Annotated in this window: 6 protein-coding genes; 5 read left to right on the top strand and 1 reads right to left on the bottom strand. The window is 41.7% G+C overall.

Going from position 1 to position 5954, the window contains the following annotated elements:
* The 3 genes from B879_RS20155 to B879_RS20150 all read left to right on the top strand — a co-directional run.
* Positions 1-549 (top strand): SDR family oxidoreductase (locus B879_RS20155; RefSeq protein WP_040401381.1); only part of this gene is annotated, 549 nt, incomplete at its 5' end.
* A gap of 119 nt (positions 550-668) precedes the next feature.
* Entirely contained in the window at positions 669-1091 is a 423-nt protein-coding gene (locus tag B879_RS23290; RefSeq protein ID WP_009187080.1) for a potassium channel family protein, read from the top strand.
* Complete coding sequence (locus tag B879_RS20150; RefSeq protein WP_009187079.1) at positions 1088-2368, top strand: potassium channel family protein; 1281 nt, start codon at positions 1088-1090, stop codon at positions 2366-2368. The genes B879_RS23290 and B879_RS20150 overlap by 4 nt, the downstream gene beginning before the upstream one ends.
* 48 nt (positions 2369-2416) lie before the next feature.
* Here the strand turns inward: B879_RS20150 and B879_RS20145 are convergent, their stop codons facing one another.
* The gene (locus tag B879_RS20145) at positions 2417-3079 is read right to left on the bottom strand and encodes a protein-L-isoaspartate(D-aspartate) O-methyltransferase (RefSeq protein WP_157231757.1); all 663 of its coding nucleotides are present in this window, start codon (positions 3077-3079) and stop codon (positions 2417-2419) included.
* Between the two features lie 338 nt (positions 3080-3417).
* Here B879_RS20145 and B879_RS20140 point away from each other — a divergent pair, with 338 nt between their 5' ends.
* Together B879_RS20140 and B879_RS20135 are read left to right on the top strand one after the other, a co-directional pair.
* On the top strand, positions 3418-5034 hold the full coding sequence (locus tag B879_RS20140) for a SusE domain-containing protein (RefSeq protein WP_157231755.1): 1617 nt from the start codon (positions 3418-3420) through the stop codon (positions 5032-5034).
* A 7-nt stretch (positions 5035-5041) separates the two neighbouring features.
* Complete coding sequence (locus tag B879_RS20135) at positions 5042-5926, top strand: glycoside hydrolase family 16 protein (protein ID WP_009187075.1); 885 nt, start codon at positions 5042-5044, stop codon at positions 5924-5926.
* Positions 5927-5954: the final 28 nt, after the last annotated feature.

Below are 5954 nucleotides of genomic sequence, written 5' to 3'. Positions count from 1 at the left end.
GGCAAGGCAATGGCCATAGAGGCAGATGTCAGGGATTATTCCTCCCAGGAAGCTGCTGTGCAACAGGTGATGGATAAATGGGGTAAGTTGGATTTATTGGTCGCCAATGCCGGGATCGGGCATTTTGCCTCCATAGAAGATTTGAGTCTAGCCCAGTGGCATGAGACCATTGACACCAACCTTACCGGGGTTTTTTACAGTATCAAAGCCGGATTGGATGCCCTGAAGTCGTCCAAGGGTTTTTTCATTACCATCTCCAGTTTGGCCGGTACCAATTTCTTTGCCCAGGGCTCTGCCTATAATGCAAGTAAATTTGGATTGACAGGTTTTACCCAGGCAGTGATGCTTGACCTCAGGCAGCATGGGATCCGATGCACCACTATAATGCCCGGTTCAGTGGCCACTTATTTCAATAACCATGAGCCTAATGAAAAAGATGCTTGGAAAATCCAGATTGAAGACTTGGGACAAATGGTGGTGGATTTGATGCAGATGCATCCCCGGACCTTGCCCAGCAAAATTGAAGTCAGGCCTAGTATGCCGGGGTGATAAAAACGAAATAAAACCTTCAAACCACAGCTTTAAGCGGTGGTTTTTTTGTGCCAAAGTAAAAATCCTTAAATTTCGAGCAATTCAATGATTTAGAGATATCCAGACATTGGTTTTTTATGAAACTACTGACCACTCAGGTAATGCTTTTTCTTCAGAATAAACCTGATAGAAGAAATTTCATTACACTGATCAGATTTTTTATTGTATTGGCAATTTTAGTGATATCTTTTTCTGTAATTTTTCACTTATTAATGGCCCAAGAGGGGCAAAAGCATACCTGGCTAACAGGTATTTACTGGACATTGACGGTAATGTCCACATTGGGATTTGGGGATATCACCTTCGATTCAGATATCGGTAGGTTCTTTTCTGTCATTGTATTGTTGACAGGAATGCTTTTTCTGTTGATTCTTTTTCCGTTTACTTTCATCAATTTCTTTTACTCGCCTTGGATGAAGGCTCAGGAACAGGCAAAAGTTCCCAGGGAGTTACCAGAAGAGACCAAAGGACATGTATTCTTACCCGATTTGGGCCTGTGACAGAGGCATTGATTAAGAAGTTGAACAGGCACAAGTACACTTATGTCGTTATTGTTCCTACCATGGCGGAAGGATTGGAATTGTATCAGCAGGGTATTAATATCATGTTGGGTGATTTGGGTGATCCAAACACTTACCTTAAAGCAAGGGTATCTCAAGCTGCCTTGGTAGCGACTACGGAATCAGACGTGTTGAATACCAACGTGGCATTTACTATGCGGGGTCTGGCCAAGGAGGTTCCGATTATCGCTACTTGTAATGCTGAAGCATCCATTGATATTTTAAAATTGGCAGGTTGTAACCATGTGCTGCAACTGGGAGAGAAAATGGGACTTTTCCTTTCCAGAAGGGCCAATGGAGGCGAGTCCAATACCCATTTGGTGGGAAGGTTTGGTGAACTTATTATTGCTGAGACCATGGTGGCGGGTACCCCTTTGGTAGGTAAAACAATCAAAGAAACCCGATTGAGAAAGGATATCGGTGTAAATATTGTCGGCGTATGGGAAAGGGGAAAGTTTAAGGCAGCTGATAGAGATGTGCTATTGACCCAATATTCCGTGATTCTTTTGGCAGGCTCGGCCAGACAAATCGACCAGTACAATAAAACCTACCAGGTGTTTTGTGAAAATACTGCTCCAGTCGTAATTATTGGTGGGGGCAGGGTAGGAAGGGCTACAGGGAAATTCCTGGAGTCAAGAAAAATCGATTATCGGATTATTGAAAAAGATCCTTCCAGGATCAAGCGCTATGCGAAAACCATCTTAGGGGATGCCGTGGATCTAGAAGTGCTGAAAGAAGCAGGAATTGATGATTCTCCCTGCGTGATTATAACTACACATGACGATGATGTAAATGTTTATTTAACCATTTATTGTAGGTCATTGAGGCCGGGTATTCAGGTCATTACCAGAACCACTTTGGAAAGGAATCTGGCCGCAATTCACCGTGCAGGTGCCGATTTTGTACTTTCTTATGCATCTATGGGCGCTAATGCCATTTTGAATTTATTGCGAAGAAACGACATCCTGATGGTAGCGGAAGGGCTGGATTTGATCCGTGTAAAAGTCCCCAAGTCTTTGGTTGGGAAAACCATCAAGGAATCTGCTATCCGTAAGCATACAGGTTGTACGGTAATTGCCATTCATTGTCAAAAGGAAATGAAAATCAACCCAGAACCGAAATCCGAATTTCCTGAAGATGCTGAAATTATTTTGATAGGTACAGTGGAAGCAGAAAATGAGTTTTTCAAAGTGTATGGGGAAGATAATGGAAGTTAAAAAGTGTACTTGCTTTCCATCTTAATCGTTACAGATTTTGGAATCCGCTTATAGGTTCTCCCTTAGGAATGGAACAAATCGGACACTGCTTATATACCTGGTTTTGAATTTTCCTTTCGTTTTTTCTCCTAATATCAATTGCTGCACTTTTCCTTCTTCACCGACGGGAATGACCATTATTCCTCCTTCAGCCAACTGGTCTATCAGCGGTTGAGGAATGTTTTCCGGAGCAGCAGTAACAATAATGGCATCAAAAGGAGCTGCTTCAGGCCAACCTTTGTACCCATCTCCAATGTGCAGATGGATATTTGTATATCCTAATGCGTTCAGGTCCTGCTCCGCTCTTTTTCCCAAGCCCTCAAAAATCTCAATGGTGTACACTTCCTTTACAATTTCAGCCAATACAGCTGCTTGGTAGCCTGAACCTGTTCCTATTTCTAAAACCCTCATGTTTTTTGTAGGTTGGATCAGTTCAGTCATAAAGGCTACGATGTAGGGCTGAGAAATAGTTTGTCCTTCTCCAATAGGTAAAGGACGGTCATCATAGGCATAGTCTCTGATTTTTTCCGGTACCAATAAATGTCTGGGAACTTTTCGCATCGCATCCAGGACAGCCTTATCTTTTATCCCCCTTTGGACAAGTTGAGTCTCTACCATAAGCGCTCTTTGTGATTTGAAATGATCAGCCTGGAAAAGGGTTAACAGTATCATATACCAAAGGATTTTCATGGCAGCAGGTTCTTATTATTCCAATATAAGCTTTTTTTCCAACAAAATAAAAGGTCAGATGTATAGCTTAAATTTTATTTAAAAAAATCATATTGTTGTATTTATTTATCTACTAAATATAAGGGTTTATAATTTTAATATTTTTTTAATTTACTTTAAATCAATGATTTATATTTTTTTTGATGAGTTTTTGAGAAATAAATTATTTTTAATTGATGTATTATTGATGTATCCTTATCATTTGTTACTACAGATTAAATACCGTGATTGTAATGTCTTTTGAAGACGTATTACAAGTAACAATAAAAACCAAAATGAATATGAAAGAACTTTCAAAATTATCATGGCTTGTATTTTTGCTGCCATTATTTTGGGCATGTGGGGATATAGAACAGCCCCCTATCATAGCACAAACCCCTGCGTCTATTGCTTCCCCACCATCTGATATAGTTATTACTCAGGAGAATGGTGCTGAAGTAGTGGTTTTCAATGTGAGTCCGGCTGATTTCGGTACGACAATGGAAGTGACCTATATCATCCAAATGGATCGCCCGGGAAATGAATTCCGTAATCCTGCTGATCTGGGTTCTTCAACTTCCACATCTATTGAAATTGAAAAAGATGATATTAATGGAGCCGCAATAGCAAGAGGTATTACACCGGGCGAAAGTGGCCCAATGGAGTTTAGGGTCCGATCGGTACCATCAAGAACGCTATCTGCACTGAATGGCGCGCCGATAACCATTAATGTTTCCACTACGGTATCCTTTAATCCAGATATCCCTTTGACCCTTGAAGCATTGGTCGGAGATGGAACCAAAGCTTGGAGACTGCGCCCCTCTGCAGGTTCTTGGGGTGTTGGTGGATTCAGAGGTGATTTAGGCTTTTTCCCTGGTGCAACTACTAATTTAGCACCTGTGAGGCCTTGTACATTTAATGATCTTTACATATTCAGTCAGGATGGTACATTTGAGTATGATACTCAGGGTGATTTCTGGGCTGAGGGTTGGATGAGTGTGCCTGGGGAAGGCTGTCAACCAGAATCCATTCTTGAAGGTACACCTTCAGAACCGTTTAAATCGGGTGTGCATAGTTTTAGCCTAATTCCTGGTGCACCAGGTGTTATGCCACAATTAGCAGTAAGTGGCACAGGGGCTTTCATTGGATTCCCGAGAGCATTTAACGGTGGTGAGATACCTGAAGGAGGAAGTCCCACAGAAAGAACCATTACTTACACGGTAACAGCCTATGACCCGGCAACTCAGCAATTAACTTTGTCTCTTAGAACAGCAGATCCATTTGATGCCTTCGATGGTGTATTTTGGACTTTTGTTTTGGTACCTGACGAACTTGGAGAAGAAGTTGGTGGTGGAGGCCCTGCTGCTTTCACACTTGATGACTTGGTAGGAAGTGGTACCCAGGCTTGGCAATTAAAACCAGCTGCCGGAGCTTTTGGTGTTGGTCCAGCACCTGGAAGTGATGCCTTCTTCCCTAATGGAGACGATATTTCAGGTGGTAGACCTTGTCTGTTCAATGATCTTTTCATCTTTAGTCAAGATGGGACATTTGAGTATGATGCTCAGGGAGATATATATGCTGAAGATTACATGGGGCTTAGCGGAGGAGGATGTCAACCTGAGTCCAATTTGGCTGGAACAGTAGGTGAAGCTTGGGCATCTGGAACACATCAGTTTACCTTTACGCCCGCTTCAGGAAATGATCGTGCCCAGATTACTGTGACTGGTACTGGGGCATTTATTGCACTTCCCAAAGCCTTTAATGGTGGAGAATATGAGGAAGGTCCGCCACGCGAAAATGAATCTGTTACCTATGATGTTTTAGATTTCAATCCTGATACAAGGGAATTAACCATAGTTATTGATATTACCGGTAGTGGTGCTGTTTGGTGGACTTTTGTTCTAGTACCAGTTGATTAAGCCTATCATGATTATGCTCATTAAAATGAAATACCTTCTTTTATTCTTCCTTGCGGCAGGCCTTAATCAGGCCTGCCAGCAAGAAGAAAGAGAAATTGTTTTACCTGACCCTCCGCAAGGATTGCCTATTCCTGATACTGGATTTGAAAGTCCTTTGAGTTATGAAGGTTATAGATTGGTTTGGAGTGATGAATTTGAGGGGAATTCACTTTCTAACGATTGGGTATTTGATATGGGTGATGGTTGTCCTAATCTTTGTGGATGGGGTAATAATGAACTTCAGTCCTACACACGTGACAATGTGAGGGTTGAAAATGGACATTTGATCATTCAGGCAAGAAGAGAAAGTTCAGGAGGTAGGGATTTTACTTCATCCCGTATCAAAACACAAGGCAGACAATCTTTTAAATTTGGTAGGATAGACATCAGGGCTGCTTTACCTAAAGGGCAAGGTATCTGGCCAGCACTTTGGATGTTGGGAGATAATATTGATAGGGTAGGCTGGCCAAGGTGCGGTGAAATAGATATTATGGAAATGGTAGGAGGTAGTGCCAATGGAAGAGACAACACTGTACATGGTACCGTTCATTGGGACAATAATGGTTCCCATGCTGAGTTTGGAGGTTCAGTTACCCTGCGGGAAGGCATCTTCAACGATAATTTTCATGTATTTTCTATCATTTGGGATGCTGAAAAGATAGTATGGCTACTTGACAATGTACCTTACCATGAAATTGATATCAGGCCAAGTGGACTTGATGAATTCAGGGAATCATTCTTTTTCCTTTTTAATATAGCTGTCGGTGGCAATTGGCCGGGAAGTCCGGATGCTGCCACTTCTTTTCCTCAGCAAATGGTAGTAGATTATGTAAGGGTATTTCAAAAACAATAAAGTGTGATTTTTTTAATTAAAATTAAAA

Source organism: Cecembia lonarensis LW9 (genome assembly GCF_000298295.1).
GTDB classification, from domain to species: domain Bacteria; phylum Bacteroidota; class Bacteroidia; order Cytophagales; family Cyclobacteriaceae; genus Cecembia; species Cecembia lonarensis.
The sequence above is the reverse complement of the archived record's forward strand: the minus strand, read 5'-3'. Positions and strand labels throughout refer to the sequence as shown.